The organism is Chitinophaga sp. XS-30 (genome assembly GCF_008086345.1).
Taxonomy (GTDB): Bacteria; Bacteroidota; Bacteroidia; order Chitinophagales; family Chitinophagaceae; genus Chitinophaga.
The window spans coordinates 312,546-332,044 of sequence record NZ_CP043006.1; the positions used below are offsets into that span (position 1 = coordinate 312,546).

General features: G+C 49.1%; 14 protein-coding genes and 1 pseudogene. 8 read left to right on the forward strand and 7 right to left on the reverse strand.

Annotated elements, in window-relative coordinates; all coding sequences use genetic code 11:
* The first annotated feature begins 15 nt into the window (after positions 1-15).
* Together FW415_RS01265 and FW415_RS01270 are read left to right on the forward strand one after the other, a co-directional pair.
* Positions 16-1,239, forward strand: a complete 1,224-nt coding sequence (locus FW415_RS01265; protein ID WP_148382500.1) for a hypothetical protein — start codon at positions 16-18, stop codon at positions 1,237-1,239.
* Between the two features lie 50 nt (positions 1,240-1,289).
* Complete coding sequence (locus FW415_RS01270; RefSeq protein WP_148382501.1) at positions 1,290-2,579, forward strand: OmpA family protein; 1,290 nt, start codon at positions 1,290-1,292, stop codon at positions 2,577-2,579.
* 44 nt (positions 2,580-2,623) lie between these two features.
* Here the strand turns inward: FW415_RS01270 and FW415_RS01275 are convergent, their stop codons facing one another.
* The 7 genes from FW415_RS01275 to FW415_RS01305 all read right to left on the reverse strand — a co-directional run bounded on the left by FW415_RS01275 (position 2,624) and on the right by FW415_RS01305 (position 13,976).
* Entirely contained in the window at positions 2,624-3,526 is a 903-nt protein-coding gene (locus FW415_RS01275; RefSeq protein WP_148382502.1) for a mechanosensitive ion channel family protein, read from the reverse strand.
* 176 nt (positions 3,527-3,702) lie between these two features.
* On the reverse strand, positions 3,703-6,447 hold the full coding sequence (locus tag FW415_RS01280) for a glycoside hydrolase (RefSeq protein ID WP_148382503.1): 2,745 nt from the start codon (positions 6,445-6,447) through the stop codon (positions 3,703-3,705).
* A 59-nt stretch (positions 6,448-6,506) separates the two neighbouring features.
* Entirely contained in the window at positions 6,507-7,970 is a 1,464-nt protein-coding gene (locus tag FW415_RS01285) for a RagB/SusD family nutrient uptake outer membrane protein (RefSeq protein ID WP_148382504.1), read from the reverse strand.
* Between the two features lie 31 nt (positions 7,971-8,001).
* Positions 8,002-11,391, reverse strand: a complete 3,390-nt coding sequence (locus FW415_RS01290; RefSeq protein WP_210420802.1) for a TonB-dependent receptor — start codon at positions 11,389-11,391, stop codon at positions 8,002-8,004.
* A 179-nt stretch (positions 11,392-11,570) separates the two neighbouring features.
* On the reverse strand, positions 11,571-12,665 hold the full coding sequence (locus tag FW415_RS01295) for a FecR family protein (RefSeq protein WP_148382506.1): 1,095 nt from the start codon (positions 12,663-12,665) through the stop codon (positions 11,571-11,573).
* Between the two features lie 60 nt (positions 12,666-12,725).
* Positions 12,726-13,322 (reverse strand): RNA polymerase sigma-70 factor, encoded by a 597-nt coding sequence (locus FW415_RS01300; protein ID WP_148382507.1) that lies wholly within the window; start codon positions 13,320-13,322, stop codon positions 12,726-12,728.
* A gap of 165 nt (positions 13,323-13,487) precedes the next feature.
* Positions 13,488-13,976 (reverse strand): Fic family protein, encoded by a 489-nt coding sequence (locus tag FW415_RS01305; protein ID WP_246859049.1) that lies wholly within the window; start codon positions 13,974-13,976, stop codon positions 13,488-13,490.
* 19 nt (positions 13,977-13,995) lie between these two features.
* On the opposite strand from FW415_RS01305, the pseudogene FW415_RS25230 reads away from it, so the two are divergent.
* From FW415_RS25230 to FW415_RS01340, 6 genes and pseudogenes are all read left to right on the forward strand, one after another.
* Positions 13,996-14,309: pseudogene (locus FW415_RS25230) on the forward strand (transposase).
* Between the two features lie 498 nt (positions 14,310-14,807).
* Entirely contained in the window at positions 14,808-15,182 is a 375-nt protein-coding gene (locus tag FW415_RS01320) for a hypothetical protein (RefSeq protein ID WP_148382511.1), read from the forward strand.
* Positions 15,183-15,214: 32 nt separating this feature from the next.
* Positions 15,215-15,658, forward strand: coding sequence for a hypothetical protein (locus FW415_RS01325; protein WP_148382512.1), 444 nt, complete (start codon positions 15,215-15,217; stop codon positions 15,656-15,658).
* A gap of 49 nt (positions 15,659-15,707) precedes the next feature.
* Positions 15,708-16,340 (forward strand): hypothetical protein, encoded by a 633-nt coding sequence (locus tag FW415_RS01330; protein ID WP_148382513.1) that lies wholly within the window; start codon positions 15,708-15,710, stop codon positions 16,338-16,340.
* Between the two features lie 555 nt (positions 16,341-16,895).
* The gene (locus FW415_RS01335; protein ID WP_148382514.1) at positions 16,896-17,237 is read left to right on the forward strand and encodes a potassium transporter KefB; all 342 of its coding nucleotides are present in this window, start codon (positions 16,896-16,898) and stop codon (positions 17,235-17,237) included.
* Between the two features lie 88 nt (positions 17,238-17,325).
* Positions 17,326-19,479, forward strand: coding sequence for a GH92 family glycosyl hydrolase (locus FW415_RS01340; RefSeq protein ID WP_148382515.1), 2,154 nt, complete (start codon positions 17,326-17,328; stop codon positions 19,477-19,479).
* The last annotated feature ends 20 nt before the right edge of the window (positions 19,480-19,499 follow it).

Sequence of the window (19,499 nt, forward strand, 5' to 3'; positions counted from 1 at the left end):
AACCGAACACATGTCATGAAACGATTTGTCGCGCTAATACTATTGGTTTTCCCCATTTATGCACAATCACAGGCGCCATCGACCGCTATTCCAGGAGAACTGGCATCACTTATAGATGTGCCTGCGCTTGCCCCCGAACATGACCCTCCGGTGGACGGCCACGCTGCCGGCGAAACACTGCGTTTCGACAAATTGGTGCTGATTACCGGCAGTAGCGAATCGGGGCTTGAGACACAAATATATCTATATATCAATACTACTACCGGAGATATCGCAACCTGTACAGGCAAAGCCGGCAATGCTGATGATGGCAGTTTCAATATTGATGACCCTGCGTTCAGGCTTACCTATTATAACCCGCGCGGACGGACCTACAACTTTTACACCCGGAAGAAAAATGGCAACATCGTACGGTATATGAGCTCACTCAATACAGAAATAGTTCCCTTTTCCAACGGCATCCCATTTCAAAGAACAACGGTATATAAAACCGGGAACACTGCCAATCCTTTGCCGCAAAGGTTTGATGCGATGACCTATAAAGCGTCCGGCAGCAATGCCCCCACATTGATCGTATGCGGCGACCCCAAACCCGGGCGCCTGCTGCTGAAACGGTTTATCGGATATAGCGGTATCGGGTATATGAAAACAGACCAGGGCATTTACATGGTCGTAAAAATAAAATCGGCGAGAGGAGGTTTTACCGCCACAAAATGGAAAAGTGAAAACTATAAGCTGAACCTCTCGGATTTCCAACACATTGAAGCCGAAATGTACACCGATATGCTTGCCCGAAATGAGGCGAAAACAGAGAAAATACAGCAAAAAAGCTACACCGGCAATTGTGCTGATATCGCCAACCGGATAAAAGAAATAAAACTGGAACAGCAAAGAAAAGAACGGGAAAATATAACGCAGATGGGAAGAGGAAATCCCGTAACAGATGCCTCGGTGCGGGATGCAATGATGGGGTTGTACGGCAACCCTGCAAAACAATTACAACAGGCTTCGCTGGAGATTGACCTTAAACTGTGCAAGCTGGACAGCAAACGAATGCCGACAGAGAGCGACGCGGAAAAAAGAAACTGCCTGATGGAAGACAAGCAGAAACTGGATGCAGCGATGCTGGAGCTGCAGGCTTTAAAAGAGCGCTATTCCAACCCGAAAGACGCAGCTTTATTGGTTACAGAACAGCTTAAAGTGGTTGGGAAAGTGAGTACTGCATTAAAATGCAATTAGCCATACATCATCTCAATGATACACCCACACAACCCTAAAAACATCAAATCATGAATAAGATATTATTTGCCGTCCCCATCTTTCTTTTCTATCAGCTGCAAGCAGCAGCCCAGATCATCGATCCTAAAAAGAAAGCTAAACAAGCTACTGAAAACCGCGCGAACAACCGGGTGGATCAGGGAATTGATAAAGGATTGGACAAAATTGAAGAAGGTATTGGCGGGCTGTTCAAAAAGAAAAATAAAAAGAAAAAAAACGGAAGTGACGAAGAAAAGGGAGGCGTCAGCAATGCCAAATCGGCCGGAGGCACAGGTGCTGTTGGACAAAGCAAAGCTTTTTCTGATTTTATGCCCGGCAGCGGCGTGATCTTTGCCGACAACTTTGAACAGGATGCCTTGATGGACTTTCCGGCAAAATGGAACAGTACCGGAAGCGGACGGGTGGTGGAGCTGGACGGCCTGCCCGGCCGGTGGCTGGAAATGGCGCATAACACCTATGTAAACCCTGTGTTGGACAAAACACTTCCTGAAAATTGCACCATTGAATTTGACCTGTTTCTAAATACTGAGGGCGACCAGCGCACTCCCATGATATTCTTCGGGCTTACAGCAGTGCGGGATATTGTAAGAGAGGATATTTATTACAAAGAAAAATTCTACACCAAAATAGACGGGTATAATGCCGTTAACAACAAAGCGGTTGAGTACGGCATAAATTTCCCTCCATTGGGAAATAAAAATGATTTCCCGCTTACCAAATATAGCAATCGTGTGTTAAGGGTCAGTATGGCGGTCAATAAAACCAGGATGCGCGTATATCTCGACCAAACCAAGATCGTGGACCTCCCACGAATAGTAACGCCCAAAATGCGCAATAATATTTACTTCCAGAACGGGGAACTGGTTCCTGCTTCCCAGGTGGGCATGTATATTGGAAATATCCGTATCGCTTCAGGCGATGTGGATGCCCGGAGCCTTCTTGTAAAGCAACTGATGGAAGAAGGCAAGGCGGTTACCAACGATATTCTGTTTGATGTAAACAGTGATGTCATTAGATCGTCGTCGTTCAATACGCTTAAACAGATTGGCGATGCACTGGTAGCCAACCCTTCGCTAAAAATAAAGATCATAGGGCATACAGACAGCGATGGCAACAATGCCGACAACCTTACATTATCGCAACACCGGGCGGCGGCCGTAAAAATGTACCTCACGGAGAACTTTGCTGTGGCAGGTTCCAGGATACAAACTGACGGCAAAGGTGAAAACAATCCGGTAACGGGCAATAACACACCGGAAGGCAAAGCAAAAAACAGAAGGGTAGAGTTTGTCAAACTGTAATTGTTCAGGCCCTGCCATCCGCCGGGCGAGATTGCAGCCCTGCATCAGGCATTACCCCGTTCTGCCATATTCAGCTGCATATCCGTAAGTGTTTTACCGCCTTTGATGCCAAAATCCAGCGTTCTGATCGGGAACGGAATAGTGATATCTGCAGCATCATAAGCACGCTTGATCTTCATGATGGCCTCACTCCGGGCCGCTATGTAAGTCCGCTGATCAGTTGCGTTTACCCAGATATGAATAATGAAATTGATAGAACTGTCACCAAACTCTTCATAAAAAAGTTCCGTCTCCATCGTATTATCCCTGGCCTGCAACGATGACACGGCATCAAGGGTTATATCCTTTACTTTCTGCAGGTCATCCCCGTAAGAAACCCCTACTGCCAGATCAAGCCGCCGTCTTCCGGTGGAGGTAAAGTTCTCGATAGCATTCTGGAAGATCATTTTATTGGGAATGATCAGCCGCTGGCCCTGCAGGGTAATTATGGTCGTATCCCGGAGATTGATCGCTTCTATACGGCCCAGGCTATCATTGATTTTCACGAGGTCGTCCACATTAAAAGGACGGCGAAATGACATGAATACGCCGGAGATAAAATTGGTCGCAATATCCTGGAAGGCGAAAGCCAGCGCCAATCCAATAATACCGGCACCCGCCAGGGCCGAGGTCACCGCCTTATCCAGGTCCAGAATATCCAGGGCTGTGAAGACAGCAATACCTGCACCAACAATATACACGAATGAGGCAAAAAGCCGGTTAACGGTCTCTAATTTTGAGAACCTCCGGACCATCTTCAGCGCGTATCTTTTCAGTATTCCGGATAAAAAGAAACCCAGTATCACAACAATGGCCGCAACTGCCAGATTGGGAAGCAGGCTTACCAGGTCATTTAACCACGAAGTCAGTTTTTCAACGATCAGGCCATAAGCTTTTTCAAGATTCATAAGCAACGAAGTTTTCTGTAGCAATACGGGTAGCAAAAAGCCCTACCGCGCGGTGATGCCTGTTGCAGCCCTGGAGTTCGCTGTCAATATACGGAAAGTTCCGGGTATCGGTGATATCTGCCCCTCCGGCAGGCAATTACACGCACCTCCCTGCTTGTCACGGTTTCCCTGAAGCATCACGATCCCACCCGCGAAATGATCAACTCCCCGCTTTTATTAGTCGCCGGAAGACTAAGCCGGAACACGCCCTGCGGTAAACGTTCAATTGCAACCGGCTTTCCGGAAAACCGTGCCTCGTAATCAAACGCGGGGTTCATGCCTGCCAGCATAGCACGTTGATGCGGAAGGGTGGCCTCATCAAAAGAAATATCCGCTTTATACGCGGTATGATCGTCGTTGAACGACTGCGCATTGATCCATATCTCAAACCCCGGCGTTATCATACCTGTTTTATAATACGCAGCAAACCACGACAGTACCGGTGTAGATAACCCCGAGAACTGGTGCCAACCCGCTCCCCTGCCGGACGACGCCAGAAAGTGTTCAAAGGTATAATACGAGGCATCCGTTTCTCTTTTGTACACATCCAGGCCTTTCAAAGCCACTTTACCCGCAAGGTCACTTCTGTTCATATCCAGCATGGTTTTCCAGACAAACCACTGATGGGGCATCCATACCGCTCCGTTCCAGTAGCCATCATGACGGTAGTAGGGGGCGGACTGGTCCACCACCGTAATGCCGGCAGGGCTCCACATATGTTTGGGGGAGAATATCTTCTCCGTCAGTATCTCCTGCTGGCTGACCGTGCACATGCCGGAGATAAGCGGATAAGCGCCATCGAGCCCCATATTGAAATTGACACCGGATGCAGGGTCTTTATAAAAGCCTGTGGCATGGCCTGCGCTGTCATGCATCACATAGGAATAATAGCCGCTCGCTGCGTCCCAGGCATGTTGCTGCAGGGCGGCGGAGAACAGGCTGATGTCCTTGTCATACATTTTGATATCGGAACGATGGCCGAGCGCCCTGGCGGCCATTCTCAGTATCTTCGCCACACGGATCACATGCGCGGTGGTAACTACCGGCGTCACCTGTTTTTCCAAACGCTGCCTGTGCACGCCTGCCTGCGGCGGATAGTCATCCCAGCCGCCGGAATTGTAGAAGTAGTCCCAGGTCTTCAGCAAGTGGGAAGACAATACATTGGTGGAAGAACTCCCATAGCGGCCTGCCAGAAATTCATAATATTGTTTCAGCCGGGGATAAAAATAATGGAGCAATTCCCTGGATTGCGTTTTGTTCCATACTTCAAGGAATGCGTAGATCTGAACGGGCAGCGGCGTTCCGTGATGAATGAAAGCCGACTGGCTTCCCGGCGGCGTTACGTAGGCATTGATGCAATCCACCGCAAGCGCCGGGTTTATCGTGGAAAGACCGAGTGCAATAAAGCCAAGGTCCCAGGTGTACAGGCTGTTCCACCATTTGCCGGGGGTAAAATGCCGGACGTACTGATTTTGCGTATAAACGGGATATACGACGTTGGACAGCAAAGTGCTCTTCAGCATCTTGTAGCTGAACCGGTATTTTTCTCCTGCCGGCAAGATGTCGTTTTCTTCCGGCATCGTGTCCTGCAGCTGCGCGGCAAACAACGGGGTGCCTTTTTTCAACACCGCCAGCACGCCGTCATGCGTACCGCAACTCAGCAGCGCCGTACAGGATTGCGTGGAAAAAGGTTGCAGTTCCACAGGCCTGATAAAAACGTTGGCGTAATCCCCCTGCCGGTTCCCATTGAGCACTTTAGCCACATGGTTATGCGTTTCATTCCGGAAGAAAATATCCAGCTCATCATTCCGGATGCTGCGGATCTTGAATGGCTCCTTGTCCCAGGTGATGCCGTAATACATGGGTACATCCCGGTATTTCAGCAGCAGGCTGCGGGCCGGAAGGTCTTCCTCCGTTACGGGTGTTGTATGCATCGGCGCCGGTACGATCGTAAAAGGTTCGCGGGACGGCGATATGGTGATGACAAAGCCGTTTAACAGTATATCGCCGCCGCCAAGTGAAGTAAGGGTCAATTCCCTGCTGTTGCCGGCCGGCATATCAAACGGAACATCCAGTACGGCAAGCGTATCTGCCGGTTTGAAAACCACCTTCCGGTTGATTAGCCCCGAGAGCTGCACGGCGGATTCCCGCCCGCCTTTCATGCTATAAATAAAAAGTATCCTGGCCTTTTTTGTGGCCGGAGGCACATCTATATCGTACACGATCCTGTCCCCCGCGTGCCGGCCAAATTCCCTCCCGATACCGCGGCCGTTTATCAGCCGGGAATCGCGCACTTCTCCCCGCATCCATCCGTCATACACCAGATCGGCAGCAGGCTTTTTGACGGCATATGACATGGAACGATAGTCCATGGCATTATACCATGTTGTGCCCGCGCCATATTCCAGGGTGCGCGTTCCGTAATGCTCAGGGTAGGCTATAGATGCCACCAGGTTCAGGGAAAGGTTCTGCGGAAGCGGGGTATTGTTAACGCAGTGCATGGATACCAATACGGAAGCGGTATCGATCAATGTATAGGTAACATCCGTGTACACCTGGTCTTTCCATTCCAGTTCATACCGGTAGGTAATGGCGCTCCCGTCGTTCTTCACATTCCAGGGAAAATACTGCGATTCAAACCGCACGTTGGGCACCAGGAGCTTGTTGCGGTAATAACCGGGCAGCACGGAAAAATCGAACCGCATGCCGGACTTCACATCCGGGATATGGGAAATGCCTGCATAACGTTTGGAATAAGGGCCCCAGGCGGGCAACCGCAGGTCATGGTTCCCGTTCAGTTTTGCGGTATCAATATCCTGTGCAACACCAGCGGCGGCGAACAGGCACACCAGGCAGAAAGCAATCCCTGCTGTTAATTTCATGGCGGAAGTTTGTGAAAATGCCTGTCAGTTCCCGAAAAGGATTGACAGGCATTTATTTATCAGTTGGACCCTTCGTTCTGGGTGATCTTTGTTTTATTGATATCTATCTGGCTTTGCGGGATCGGGAAAACGAGGTTCTGCGGCGTAACCGGATTGACCAGGTTGATCTGGGCAGACTTTCCGTTGAGCACGGTGATGGCCCGGTCCGTCCTTACAAGATCATACCAGCGCAGGTTCTCAAAAGCAAATTCCACTCTCCTTTCATGCTCCATGGCCAGCCGGAATGCTTCCTGGCCCGGCACTTCCACAGCGGTAAGCGTATCCACTCCCGCACGTTTCCGCACCTTGTTAAGATACATAAAAGCATCTCCGCCGGCAACATATCCTGCTTCATTCAAACATTCTGCGTACATCAGTATCACATCTGCATAACGGATGATGGGGATATTATTCCCGTTATCATTGTTGATGGCCGGAACATCATGGTATTTTTTTACGAAGTTGCCCGGAATGGTGACGCCGCCGGCATTCACATAGGATGTGGCAACGGTGGCATCTTTTCTTTCATCACCCGCCTCATATTCATCGATCAGGTCGTCCATCGGCACATTGTTCCCGCCGCCGCCAAACATGATCACAGCGTTCCCCGAATTTTGCGGCGCAAATGAGTTCGGCCAGGGATTCCCCTGTCCAACCCCGCCGGATTTGTATTGCACATCAAAGACAGTTTCTATATTGTTCTTGTTGCTCACTTTGAAGAAATCCGCATACACCGGTACGAGGTCGTATTGATTCAGGTCGATGACCGCTTTCAGCTGCACGGCAGCCGGCCCATGTTTCTTTTGCGTCAGCAATACACGGCCAAGGATAGCCCTGGCTGCGCCTTCCGTGGCCCTTCCGATATCGGCGCCGGTATAGAAGGGAGGCAGCGCATCTGCGGCTTCCGTCAGGTCTTTTTCTATTTGCGCGTACACCTCCGCGATAGGGTTACGGCCATATTCATACCCTTCATCCGCATTGGTGATCTCCTTTAGTACCAGCGGCACGTCCCCGAATGTGCGTACCAGGTTGAAATAAAAGAGGGCGCGGAGGAACTTCGCTTCTCCGATGATCCGGTCTTTCAGCGCACTGTTCATGGCAATAGGATCGATGCGGCCGAGAATGGCGTTGCACCGGGCGATGGCCGTATAGCTGTTGCTCCAGCGGTTATTGATATATGGATTGGTGGTGCGGATATAAAAGCGGTCGAATTCGTCCTGGTCCGTTACAGAACCGGATGCTACCGCCATGGAGTTATCAGACCGTATCTCTCCGAAAATGTAACTGTCAACGCCGTAAGTGCCGCCTGTCCGGAGCGCGTTATAAGCGCCGCTGATCGCGTTCCTGAAATCCTCTTCCGTCTGGTAAAAATTACTGCTTGTGATGGAAGATACCGGTTTCAGGTCTACAAAACCCTTGCCGCAGGAAGCCAGCAGAAAGGCGACTAAAGCTGTCTTGTATATAATGTGATGAGTGAATTTCATGAGATGTCAATTTTGAAGTTTAACGGGAACATTAGAAACCAACGTTGATACCAAAAGTCACCGTTCTTGCCAGCGGATAGCTGCCGTAGTCAACGCCGCCTGTAAGTGGTCCTTCATAGTTACTTACTTCCGGATTGAAATTCGTGTATTTGGTCCAGGTATAAAGGTTCTGCGCGGAGGCGTATATCCGTACCTGTTGCAGTTTAAGGCGATGTATAACAGCCTGCGGCAGCTTGTAGCCCAGGCTTACATTTTGTATGCGCAGGTATGAGCCGTCCTCAACCCAGCGTGAAGAAACAGCGTTATTGTTGCCGGTAGTGCGCGCATTCGCTCTTGGCACCTTGCCATTACCCGGGTTTTCCGGGGAACGCCAGCGGTCCAGCGCTATGGCCAGATTGTTGCCTCCGCCTTCCAGGTTATCAAAAAAGCGGCGGCTCAGGTTGAGTATCTGTCCACCCTGCATGCCCTGAACGGAAATGCTCAGGTCGATGTTCTTATAAGAGAAACTGTTGTTCATGCCGTAAATGAAATCAGGCTGGTTGTTGCCAATGATGGTCCTGTCGTTCGCATCAAGTTTTCCATCTTTATTTACATCTTCATACTTCACATCTCCCGGCCTTGTGGTATTGTCATGCGGATTGGTGTGCAGGTCGGCGTCGTCCCTGAATATCCCTATCTGGTTATACCCGTAAAAGCTGCCGATAGGCTGGCCTATCATCGTAATATTTGTTTCGCCTACGCCGCTGCCGCTCCGGATCGGGTCACCGGTGGGGCCGAGCGCCAGCACTTTATTCCTGTTCAGCGAAAGATTGGCGCTGGTATTCCAGGTAAAGTCCCCGGTAAGGTTATAGCTGTTCACGCCAAATTCGAAGCCTTTGTTGCTCATCCTGCCGATATTCTTGACGGCTGAGCCAAACCCGGTCAGCGTGGGCACATTTACAGAAAGCAGCAGATCTTTGGTGATACGGTCATAATAATCAACGGTGACAGCTATCCTGTTTTTTAACAGGCCGATATCTACACCCAGGTCCAGCTGCTGGTTGCGTTCCCAGCTCAGGCCGGGGTTGCCGAGCGAACTGAGCGCAAGACCAGTGACGATGTTGTTGTTAAAGCTGTAGTTGGTGGTGCCGATGCTTCCCACGTAGGGATAGTAGCTATTGAACGCATTATTCCCGGAGAGGCCGTAACTCGCTCGCAGCTTCAGTTCCGATATCACCGGCAGGTTTTTCATGAAGGGTTCTTCCGTCACCCTCCATCCCACAGATGCCGCCGGGAAGGTACCAAAGCGGTTATCGGGACCAAAAATAGATGAGCCATCGCGGCGGACCGATACTTTCACCAGGTATTTGGACTTGTAGTTATAATCCACCCTGGCAAAGTAGGATACCGTAGCATTTTCAGTTATCTGGGAGCTTACGGATGCGGGTTGTCCCGCCGCATTCAGCGTTTGCACAATATCATTGGCAAAGGTGTTGCCCGCTGCGTCGGAGGATTGATATTGCAGCTTGGCGGATTCAGTACCGGCCAGTATTTCCAGGTTGTGCACGTCCTGGAAGGATACATTATAGGACAGTACCTGGTTAACCAGCCAGCTGATCCCCTGTTCCGAGAATGCGCTGCCTGTTGCGGCCGTAGGCGGCAGTTGCTGGTTAAGCGGCATCCTGGAAGTGGTGTATGCATTCCTCCTGTTCTGGTAAATATTGGCATTACCGGAAACCCGGTATCTCAGATTGGGAAGGAACCGGTATTCCGCGTAGGCATTGGACAGCAGGTTGGTCTGATCGAACTTGCTGTTGTATTCGGTGATATTGGCAACCGGATTGGTGATGCCCGGCAGGTTGTACGGAGCGGCCAGCGCCGTCATCGAGGAATAGCTGCCGTCCTCTTTGTAGATGGGGGCCATGGGCATGGTATTGAGCGCAGCATTGATGATGCCGTTGCTGGCCCAGTGCCCGTCCGACCTTACTTCCTGTGTTGTCCGGAAAGAGGGGTTGATGTTGACCCCTACGGTGAATTTCTCTGTGGCTTTGATGTCCACATTTGCGCGCAGGGTATAGCGGTCCATTGCTGATTTTTTGATGATGCCGTCCTGCGTCAGATAACCTGCGCTGATGGCGTACTGCACCTTTTCAGAGCCCCCTGCGGCGGAGAACTGGTAATTGCTGATCGGTGCTGTACGGAAGATGAGGTCCTGGTAATTATGATCCGGTAGTGCAGCCACTTTTGCCGGATCATCATAATCCAGCCATTCAAACAGATCCCCGCGGGCGTAGCGGTAACGCAGGTAATTTGAAGGCCTTACGCTGTTGGGATCTGATATCTGGGCGCCGGGCACATTATCCAGATACGCATTGTTGGACGCCTCTTTGGCAAACTCCGCATATTCCTGTGAACTCAGAAGATCCAGCTTTTTGGTCACCTGTTGAAACCCGGTATATACATTCAGGTTCATCCGCGCTTTGCCCGAGCGGCCCCGTTTGGTGGTAACGAGAATCACGCCATTGGCGCCACGGGAGCCATAGATCGCGGCGGAAGAAGCATCTTTCAGCACGTCGATCTTTTCAATCTCTTCCGGATCGAACAAGCCGAAGACATCCGCCGAAACGATGTTGCCGTCCACGACGATCAGCGGGCCTGTGCCTGCCGAGATGGAGCCAAAACCCCTTACCTTGATGGCCGGTGTTCTGCCGGGGCTTCCGGAATTCTGCTGCACCACCACACCGGCAATTTTACCCTGCAGGGCGGAGGCTACATTCGATACCGGCATATCGCCGATCTCTTTCATGGGCACAGAAGCAATGGCGCCGGTAACATCCTGTCTTTTTTGCGTACCGTATCCTACCACCACCAGTTCATTAAGGTTGCTGGAAGCGGCTACCAGCGTTACATTGAGCGTTGTTCTGCCTGCCAGCGCCTGCTCCTGTGGGGCAAAGCCGATATAAGTAAACACCAAAGTATCATCAGGCGAGGGTACATTCAGTGAAAAACGCCCGCTCACATTGGTAGCGGTGCCAAGGGAGGTGCCTTTAACGTTGATGCTGACACCCGGCAGCGGCTCGTTCCTGTCATCCGTTACCATCCCGCTAACCGTGATCCGGGCCTGACTGGCCGCCTCATCACTTTTCCCCGATGAAATAACGATCAGGTTATTCCCCATATCCCGGTACCGCAGTCCCGAGTGCTCCAGCAGTTTATCGAGCGCATCGGAGACCTTTGCATTCTTCACGGAGAAATCCACTTTTTTGGTCAGCAGGCTGAGGTCGTAATTATAGATGAACCTGACCTTCGCTTTTTTCTCGATGGCGATCAGAATAGTACGCAGCTCAACCTTTTCAAAGCTGGCTGTAATGGTCTGGCTGAATACTTTCGCTGCGTGTATCTGGGAAGCGGTAAGTAAAATAATCAAGATGGAAAGCTTCATACATAGAAGGAATTTAAGCAGACGTGGCGTCATCACTCCCCGGACGGGAGGTGCGTTTTTTTTCATAACTTTGGATTTACGGTTTAAGAAGATGGAAACCCGTTGATTTTGCCGATCGGAGGTTTCCGGACCATTAGACTTTTCGGGGAATGTTTCCGCATTTCCCGATTTTTTTGCTGTTACCTGTAGATGTTTACTTCATTATTACTGATTTTAAATGTGAAAGGCAATGATACCCGCAGGGCAGACAGTACTTCCGTGATGCTTTCGTTCTCGAATCTTGCGTGAAACCTGTAGCCGGCGACCGCCGGATCATGAATGGATATTTTTACATTGTACCATCTTTCCATTTCGGTGGCGATCTCCCGGAAATCTTCCCCGTCAAAGACCAGCTTGTTGTACACCCAGGCGGTTTCTACCATAGCGGTATCCGTAATGCTTTCTTTGATATGTTTGACGGTCATGTTATCCGGAACGGAGATGTCTGCATCTACGGAAGCGGGTTCAGGCCCCCTGTTTACCACCAATTTTTCATGCGGGCGCAGCAACAATGCTTCCTCCGGCCTGGCGCCGGTTTTGGATACCTGCACCAATCCGCTGATCAGGGTGGCCTCCGTTCTGTTGTCCTCCGGATAACATTTCACATTGAAAACGGTGCCCAGTACTTTTACATGAATGTCGCGGGTATGCACGATAAACGGACGTTCGGCATCTTTAGCCACATCGAAGTAGGCTTCTCCTTCCAGTTCCACTTCCCGCAGGGAATCCGTAAAACTGGCAGGATAGCTGATGCGGCTGCCTGAATTAAGCCATACCACGCTGCCATCCGGGAGCAATAATCTGGACTTGGCCCCTGGTTTGGCGATGGTTTCTATGCGGGACAATTGCGCTTCGCCGGCCTGCCCCCGGAAATGGTTGACGTACAGCCAGGAAAAAAAGATCAGCCCGGCCACCACGGCGGCCGCAACGAGGATGTGGCGTACGTAATGCGAACGGATGCGATGTGCCGGTTCAGGAGCGGATTCAAAAACAGGCTCCGGCTCCTGCGCTTCGCCCGCGGCGGCATCCAGGATATGGCGGAAACGCGCTTCGGGATCTTCGTCCTCATCCGCCATGGGGGAAACGGCCGGAGGCCAGTAGTCCGCCAGGACGGAAAAAAAATAAGCCTCATCCGGATGCTCCTGTAAAAGGCTGTCCAGTTCCTGTATTTCTTCGGGAGATGCTTCTCCGGATAATTTTCGGGCAATTAATTGTGGAATCCTTTCTTTATGCATTGAACCTTCGTTAATGATAAAGACAGGAAAATGGGGCGATGACCTTAAAACACCGGCAAATTATTTTCTGACCGCTTTTTTGGGGAAAGCGGTAAAATGCGCCTGCACCTTTTCAGAGATGCGTTTAACAGCAATCACCATCTGGGCGTCTACGGTATTTACGGTGAGGTTGAGTATCTCGGCCACATCCTTGTACCGGAGGCCGTCTTCCCGCACCAGCTTGAAGATCATCTTGCACCTGGGCGGCAAGGATTCCACTGCGGAGGCGATCCTTTGCTGCAGTTCGGCGCTGATCATTTTCTGGTCCGGCGCCATGTCGTGGCTCAGCGCTATGTCCACATGGTTGAAAGGTTCCGTGATCTGCCGGTTGGCCCTGGAAGAAAGGTAATTAAGCGCGCTGTTCTTTACGGCCACATAGAGGTACACGCGGATATTGGAGATGGAGGATACCTTTTCCCTTTGTTTCCATAACCTGATGAATACATCGTCCACGATTTCAGCGGCCGCTTCTTTTATTTTAACGATGGACCAGGCAAACTGGTTGAGGCGGGGGCTATAATATTGAAACAACCGGCGGAACGCCCGTTCATCACCATCAGCGATGTGCTGAAGCTCCACAGGCGGCTCCTCGCTTATATGATATGCATTGCTCCTCATGCAATCGATTGTTTTAATTTATGTTGATAGCCGTAAAGTCGTACCCTCCCCGAAACCGGAACGGTGTAATGGTCAGGTTAGCTAACCTGATGATTTATTTAAAAATTAAAGTACGCTTTTTTTGTAAAATGGAGCGGTGGGGCGGGTATTATTTGGAAAATAGGATTATCTGTTGCTCCTCAATTGCTGTTGAATAGTTTTACCTTTTGCAGTAAGACGGTATTTTTGCTTTACACTTTTCGGCTTATCCGGTATGGTCATCTCAATGATTCCGGCGTTCAGAGCCGGGTGCGGATAATTTTCCCGGAAAGTAGGGGCATGCCTCAACCTCAGGGTGGTCATCATTTCGTCCCTGGAAAGTTCTTTTTCAAGTATCAATACCGATTTGCTGACATGGTCGGTAACATGGTCGATAACTCCCTGGCCTCCCTTTTGAACTTTGTCAGTATTTACCCGGTAAATGATAGCTTTGAAATCTTCCTCCTGCACAAAGTCGGGTTCTCTTAACCCGGCCTCCTTTGCCCGTGTCACCATATCTGAAGTACCTGTTCCTAAACGTTCGATATATCCGGCGGGGTCACAATTACAGACCAAGGTATTAGCAATGTCAGAGCCAGAACGAGTGTCAGCCGACCAGTGGAAAGGGAAATCCATGAAATGTAAATATTTTAAGATGGAAGTAATAGAGAATCTGAAAAGTGAAACTATCAATGAAGTGACCACCCGGCAGGTGGATACAGCCAGTAAGGTAACTACAGACGCTTACACCAATTTCAAAAGACTGCATGAGCAAGTGAGCAAGCACAGGCCTGTCAATGTACAAAAGTACCCGCTTCCAGGACCTTGCCCTGGGTGCATGTAGCCCTCAGCAATTCCAAAAGAACGCTGCTTTCTACCTACCACAGAATCAATAGAGAGTACCTGCAAAATTACCTGAATGAATTTTGCCACCACCTCAACCGGAGATATATGAAAAGTGCCATTTGAACACCTGTTAGCCGCGATCATGACATGGTTTAACTAAGCGACTAGTCATTTAAAAGAATAGGGGGCGGCGGTATCAAACGTTGTTCCTTTGATAGGCAGAGCTCCTCCTTTACGCTGCAGGTGCTGACCAAGAGCGTCGACAGTACCCATCAAATGGGAGTTAACTGTTCCTGGGAATCAATTGAAAAAACTGCGAAATTTGGAAATAATAAAAAAAGTAGTATCTTAAATCTAAGATTGGATGAAAATGTGTTTGTTTTGCCCTAGTGATGTGAACCATTGAAGAAGTCCCAATATTCTGCACATACAAAGTATTTAAAGACCCATAATATGACGTTTGTTTTTTTTGTCGATAAGAGTCCCTGACGAAATTATCATTGATTTTGAACAGTCAAATTTTGACTCGTAACTCTTTTCGAACAACGGTTGTAGCTTCTTTCGAACCTTATTCTGCTGAAAATGACATTAATCCATTTTTCCAATATTTAAATCTGCTGTATGAAATACCTATTATTATTCTTGCCTATGGCCGCAGGCTTATACCCTCTTGCCGCTAATGTGATGAAGGAATCCTATATGACGGTTATGGTAAACCCACCAACCAGCACTGTAGAACTTCTGATATATGGGAATCAGTGCATGGATCTCTCTCTCAAAAATCAAAATTTTCTAGGTGCAATAATGTCGGTGCCGGAGCCAAAGCCTTTCCAAGAAAATTGGGACGTTATACTTTTGCCTTTTGGAAGTGCCCAAAGATCTTACTGCGTGTTTGCCACGGTTCCGGTTCAATGGCATTTTTTGATCAGCACATATTCAGATGTGGCAAATGTAGGTATCAGACTTGAATGGGATCCCTTCGTTGCTGCTTATTAAAATTAAATGTATAACGTTTAAAATCTAATTAGATGAAAAATATAACAATAGTATCTGCAATCATAGTCGTAATATTCGCTTTTGTAAGCTGCAACAAAAATGAGACAAAAATAGCTCTCAGTATAGATTCAATTGCCTCTGCAAGCACTCATATCTCCCCGAGAAACTATATCGACAGCAATACTTTTTTAAGCGTTGACACACAAGACAAGGTAATTTCAGCTATGCAGGATACCGATGTTGCTAAATTGAAGGCTGCCGTTTACCGCTTTTACAAACATGTGTCAGTACAAGATTCAAAGTACGTGACTTCGTTAAAAGGAGCAAATGAAATAAACTTGTCCAACGATCTGTATAATCTTCTTAAAGAAAACATGGATCAAATGAATAAGGATATTGATAAGTTGAGAGAGAAAGGTAAAAAAGTTATGATTCAAGAGGTTACTCCTGAATACCTTAACTCCTTAATTGATTAAATAGCGCGTAAAGAGAATAAAATCTACTCTACACTATAAAATTTACATTATGAACAAAATTACATTCACTACTTACCTGATCCCGCTTATTGCAGTTATCTGCTGTTCATTTAAAACAGATCAAATACAATCCAATAGGGATGCGAAAAAATATCATGAAACCCTTATTCCTCAAAATGAATTCAGCACTCTTAACATCGGGTATTTCTCCAAAAAAGAACCGAACGCAGAAAATCAATTCAACAGACTTAAAAGCGCCGACTTAATTAAACCACATCAAACACAAACAATCACAACAAGTGATACAGTAACAGCAACTGGAGTCCAGATAAGTTCAATGGAATACCATGGGACTACGAATGGTGAACGCGTATTTTTTTTTGAGGCTCTTGCATATCAATCCTTACCATGCTACTTTACTATTAAAGTGAGTAACTATAATAATGGTGGTGGAACTGAAACAGTAACAGATTCAGAATTTGAATATCAGCTATATTCAATACCTGACGGTACCCTATACTACATGCAACTTAACGTTATAAGTTATACCGCGGGTGAACATAATGTTTATGGAGCCGTACAACAAGTAACTTTTGGTCCTCCTAGCTCCCACGTAACCTGGGAAGTGACTTTTAGATGCCAGAGTGGGGCCGCATCTATTACTTTAATTAGAGCAGACTAGGTTGACGAATTGTTGATCCTATCAACAATTTCCATGGTAAAAGCGTTGTCATACAAGGTTTTTACCATGGAAACTAATCTAATGACTTCCGCATACAAAAATTATAACCACCAACTGCACTTTACTGATCCCCGGAAGCACCTGTCAGTTTTTCCGCGAATGCACATAAAGCAGCATGATATTCCCTGAATATGCATGAGAATGCTTCCTTGTCGCCACGCGACAGCAGCTGCATTAACGCTGTTTCCTCACATGAATTGTTAATAGACAAATAAACTAGTTGGTTGATCCCCGGTTATAAGCGAATAAACATACAATTTTACTACTTCATTTTTAAAATTCACAAACATTGGGATTTTTAGTAATTGGACGCCGGCCGGCGGCGCTTCCGCCCGCTTACCCCCTCCAACATTGCCATTTCCCATACATCGCAGGAAAACAATCAGCGCACAGCCACTTTTTTGTTAATTTACTTTGAAATACAAAGTACTTTTTCTTACCTTCATATAGATGATTATCATTACAAACAATCTGCAAAACTAAAAACATATCCCCATGGCACACAAAAACAATACCTCCACCCAGCCGCCGCTTCATCCGGCGCCGCTAAGTACGCGGATGCTGCAGGGAGCGGGCATCGCTTTAATTGCGATCACTGTTTTTCTGGTTGGAGCAGGCGAAGGCGACCCCGCCTGGCCAACATTCTGGATGCTCCGGCCGCTCATTATCGTGCCTTTAGCCGGTGCTGCCGGCGGGGGATTTTATTATTTCATGGATCATCTCCGTTACCAGGGCGGCTGGAGAAAGGTTTTGGCTATTCTGCTAAGCCTCATCGTATATATCATCGGGCTGTGGCTGGGCACTGTTCTGGGGCTGGATGGCACCTGGTGGGACTGACCACTGATCCAAAAACACGTGGATTTTACACCCAAAAGCGCTACTTTACCGCCTTCATTATTAGTTAATCGATTTAGCCTCCTGTTAAATGAACCACGCTAAACAGATATCCGGCCTTGCCTGTTTACTGCTGCTTGCAGTGGTATCAGCGAAAAGCCAGTCTTCCACGATCTATACCCGGCATGTCAATACCTTCATTGGTACGGCGCCGCTTACCGACCCGAAAATACTGGGTTACGAACTGCCCCGGGGCTGGCGGTCCTGGGCGGGGCTCACTTTCCCCGGCAGCTCCCTTCCCAATGCCATGGTACAGCTCAGCCCCATGACGGAATACGGATCAGGAGCAGGATACGAGTATGAAGATACCGTGATCTACGGGTTCACGCATACCAACAAAGGACACTGGAACCTCTGCAACATCCCGGTGCTGCCGCTCTCCAACCCGGGGGAAAAATTCGGCTCACGGTTCTCACATCAAAGGGAAAGCGCCTCCCCGGGCTTCTACCAGGTGTACCTGGATGATTACGGGGTAAACGTAAAGCTCACCTCCACCCTTCGCTGCGGATATCATCAATACGAATACCAGCGCAATACCGGCAGGCAGATACTGTTCGACCTCGCAAGGGCCAACAACCGCGTATCCAACTGGAACATAAAACAGGACGGCCGCTCTGCGGTGGAGGGATTCCAGCAGACCGGCGAACGCATTTACTTTTACGCGATGCTGAATACGGAGATCGAACGGCTGGAGCAAAAGGCGGAAGGCCAGCGCAACGGCTTCGCCATTATTCACCTGGCAGACGCACAAACCGGGCCTGTCGAGCTCAAAATAGGCCTGTCCTTCGTCAGCATAGCAAACGCAAAAGAAAACCTCCTGCAGGAGATCGGTCAGCGGTCCTTCAACGCTGTCCGCCAGGAAGCGAACGAAAAATGGGAAACACTGCTGTCATCCATTCAGGTACGCGGCGGAACGCACAAACAAAGGGAGATGTTCTACTCCTGCCTCTACCGCTCATTCCTCTGGCCGGCATTACGCAGTGATGTGAATGGCGAGTTTACCGGGGCGGACCGTAAAGTGGCCAAAGCGGATTTTAATTATTATACCGAGCCTTCCCTCTGGGATACCTACCGGAACAAAGACGTGCTGCTCAGCCTGATATCCCCGGAGGTGACGCGGGACGTGATCAGGTCAATGAAAGATGTGGGAGACAAGAAAGGGTTCATTCCTACATTCTTTCATGGCGACCATGGCGCTTCGTCCATTGCCGGCGCCTATTTGCGGGGGATTGATGATTTTGATGTAAAAGGCACCTATGAGATCCTGCTGAAAAACGCGAATGTAGAAGGCGGCGCCCGCCCGCATATCAGGGAATACATCGAAAAAGGATATATCTCCGATCCGGATATTCCCAACCCGCACGTGGAAACCAAAGCCAAAGCAGGGGTGTCCAAAACGCTGGAATACGCTTATGACGACTATTCCCTCGCGCAGATGGCGAAAAAACTGGGGGATACGGCCAATTACCGCATCCTGATGGAACGGTCAAAGCATTACAAAAATGTGTTCGATCCCTCCACAAGGTTCATGCGCGGCAGGCTGGAGAATGGCGACTGGATAGATCCCTTCGATCCCCAGTACCCTTACTACGAATACATGTACCGGGAAGCCAATGCCTGGCAGGTTTCTTTCTTTGCGCCGCATGATATGCCGGGGCTGATCGAACTGTATGGCGGGGCGAAGGGATTTGAATCAAAACTCGATTCCCTGTTCACCGTTCCCTGGAACCCGAAACATATTGCGCGGAACGTGGAAAGCATGATCGGCCAGTATTGCCATGGCAACCAGCCGGACCATGAGGCGCCGTTCGCATACTATTTCATCGGCAAGCCGGAGAAGTCGCAGCAAATGATCGATACCATCCTGAACAGCCTGTATGGCATCGGTGACGAAGGGCTGGCGCTCTGCGGGATGGATGACGCGGGGGAAATGTCTGCCTGGTACGTGCTCAGCGCACTGGGCCTGTACACCTTCTCCGCTACGGACCCGGAATACCTGGTGACCGTACCGCTTTTTGATGAAGTTACATGGCGGACCAGCAACGGTAAAACGCTTACATTGCTAAAAACAGGCGAAAGCAGGTCGTTGAAAAAGATCAAAGTGAACGGGAGGAAAAACAAAGGCTATTTTGTTCCGCATGACCTTTTCAGGAATGGCGGGAAGATCGTGATCCGTACGAAATAAACAGATCGACAGACGGGAAT

What these genes read in the sequence shown, in the direction of transcription:
- FW415_RS01265 (WP_148382500.1), top strand. Translation starts at nt 16, where the DNA reads ATGAAACGATTTGTCGCGCTAATACTATTGGTTTTCCCCATTTATGCA.
- FW415_RS01270 (WP_148382501.1), top strand. Translation starts at nt 1,290, where the DNA reads ATGAATAAGATATTATTTGCCGTCCCCATCTTTCTTTTCTATCAGCTG.
- FW415_RS01275 (WP_148382502.1), bottom strand. Translation starts at nt 3,526, where the DNA reads ATGAATCTTGAAAAAGCTTATGGCCTGATCGTTGAAAAACTGACTTCG.
- FW415_RS01280 (WP_148382503.1), bottom strand. Translation starts at nt 6,447, where the DNA reads ATGAAATTAACAGCAGGGATTGCTTTCTGCCTGGTGTGCCTGTTCGCC.
- FW415_RS01285 (WP_148382504.1), bottom strand. Translation starts at nt 7,970, where the DNA reads ATGAAATTCACTCATCACATTATATACAAGACAGCTTTAGTCGCCTTT.
- FW415_RS01290 (WP_210420802.1), bottom strand. Translation starts at nt 11,391, where the DNA reads ATGAAGCTTTCCATCTTGATTATTTTACTTACCGCTTCCCAGATACAC.
- FW415_RS01295 (WP_148382506.1), bottom strand. Translation starts at nt 12,665, where the DNA reads ATGCATAAAGAAAGGATTCCACAATTAATTGCCCGAAAATTATCCGGA.
- FW415_RS01300 (WP_148382507.1), bottom strand. Translation starts at nt 13,322, where the DNA reads ATGAGGAGCAATGCATATCATATAAGCGAGGAGCCGCCTGTGGAGCTT.
- FW415_RS01305 (WP_246859049.1), bottom strand. Translation starts at nt 13,976, where the DNA reads ATGGATTTCCCTTTCCACTGGTCGGCTGACACTCGTTCTGGCTCTGAC.
- FW415_RS01320 (WP_148382511.1), top strand. Translation starts at nt 14,808, where the DNA reads ATGAAATACCTATTATTATTCTTGCCTATGGCCGCAGGCTTATACCCT.
- FW415_RS01325 (WP_148382512.1), top strand. Translation starts at nt 15,215, where the DNA reads ATGAAAAATATAACAATAGTATCTGCAATCATAGTCGTAATATTCGCT.
- FW415_RS01330 (WP_148382513.1), top strand. Translation starts at nt 15,708, where the DNA reads ATGAACAAAATTACATTCACTACTTACCTGATCCCGCTTATTGCAGTT.
- FW415_RS01335 (WP_148382514.1), top strand. Translation starts at nt 16,896, where the DNA reads ATGGCACACAAAAACAATACCTCCACCCAGCCGCCGCTTCATCCGGCG.
- FW415_RS01340 (WP_148382515.1), top strand. Translation starts at nt 17,326, where the DNA reads ATGAACCACGCTAAACAGATATCCGGCCTTGCCTGTTTACTGCTGCTT.